The 1,729-nt window shown below is 48.0% G+C and carries 1 protein-coding gene; it reads left to right on the top strand.

Translation table 11 applies throughout. The features are described 5' to 3' along the window. Positions 1–65: 65 nt before the first annotated feature. Positions 66–1,724 carry an ISL3 family transposase gene (locus ACYVD4_RS31930; RefSeq protein ID WP_460952504.1) on the top strand — a complete coding sequence of 553 codons (1,659 nt, stop codon included), beginning with the start codon at positions 66–68 and terminating at the stop codon, positions 1,722–1,724. Positions 1,725–1,729 lie beyond the last annotated feature (5 nt).

Raw genomic sequence — 1,729 nt, 5'->3', positions numbered from 1 at the left:
GGCTCTTACGCACTTTGTGTGGTTAAGTTTATGATCTGATTTTTAGCTTTTGGTGTTCTTTTCAAATGAGCACTCAGCTTCCATTTCCTGTTTATCTACCCAATTGCCAAATTATTGAATGCAAGCCCTATCAAAAAGGCTACATTCTAATCGCCCACTCAATGGACAAACAGGCCTGTTGTCCATGTTGTCAGCAAGTCTCTAGCAATTCACACGGATTTTATTATCGTAAGCCTGCGGATTTACCCATCAGCGATACACCTGTTCAGTTGAGGCTTCAATTAAGACGATTTCGCTGTTTGAATCCAGCTTGCCCAAAGCGAACATTTGGCCAACCTTGTTCGGATTGGTTACCTGCTTTCGCTCGTCGGACTAGCCGATTGGCACATGCTCAGCGCAGTGTGGCCATGATGCTAGGTGGAAAGGCCGGAAGTCAATTACTGGATCACTTATATATGCCTACTAGCCATGACACGTTGCTACGACTTATCCGAAAGTGGCAACCAGGTATCACACCAACTCCTCATGCTTTGGGAGTCGACGATTGGGCGATACGAAAAGCTAAGACATACGGTACGATTTTAGTCGATTTAGATCGACATCAACCTATCGATTTACTGGAAGGTCGTACTGCTGAAGGGTTAAGAGATTGGCTAAAGGCTCATCCAGGCGTAGAGGTGATTACAAGGGATCGTTCAGGAGAGTATGCTCGGGGCGCACGTGAAGGAGCACCACAAGCTCAGCAAGTTGCTGACCGATGGCATTTGCTGCAAAATATGGAACAAGTTCTAGAGCGATTATTAACTGGCTGCTATCAACGACTACGCCAGTTGCCAGTATCTCAGACAGTTCCAACCACTCAGCCGATGACAGAACGGCTTAACTATGTGATGCGAGATTACTCAAAAAATGAACTAGAGGCACGTTTGGCTGGCCGAGAAAAACGCGTAGGCTACTTTAATCAAATACAGCAGTTGCGCCAGGCAGGCCTGTCTATTTCTAAGATTAGTCGGAAATTGGCCATGAATCGGAGTACGGTTCGTCGGTATGCCTACGCTGAATCATTTCCCGAACGAGTTCAACGTCCAACCGGGCGGAGTATGCTGACCCCTTATATTGCTTATTTGGAGAATCGCTATCAGCAGGGTTGTCGTAACGCCCAACAGTTGTGGCGAGAGCTTGGCCAGCAGGGCTATCCGGGTGCTCATAATCAGGTAACCAAATGGCTGAGCAGACGTCGCAATGAGGAGGTGCCAATGACTCAAAAACAGGCCGTAACCAACTCGTCTGCCCCTGATCAACCATCTTTTGAGTTACCCACTACTCAGCAGCTTGCTTGGCTGATGGTACGTCCTGTCTCCTTACTGGAAGAGGCTGATCGACAAATCCTGAACTATGTTTGTCAGGACGCTATTATTGCCCAGGTCTATGAACTGGTGAGGGACTTTGGCGCTATGGTTCGAGTTCGTCGGCCAGAGTTATTAGACGATTGGTTAGTCCGCTGCCAAACTTGTTCCGCCGTATTACTACAGCAGTTTAGCCTTCGGCTTCACCAGGACTATGCCGCTGTACGAGCAGCGTTGGCCACCGCCTGGAGCAACGCCCAAACGGAAGGACAAGTCACCCGAGTGAAGCTCATTAAACGACAGATGTATGGTAGAGCCAAATTAGATTTATTACGACAGCGAGTCCTCTATCGATATTCAACCACACAAAGTGCGTAAGAGCC

It is taken from the genome of Spirosoma daeguense (assembly GCF_054776875.1).
Note: the sequence above shows the minus strand (reverse complement) of the source record. Positions and strands in the feature narration are given on the sequence as shown.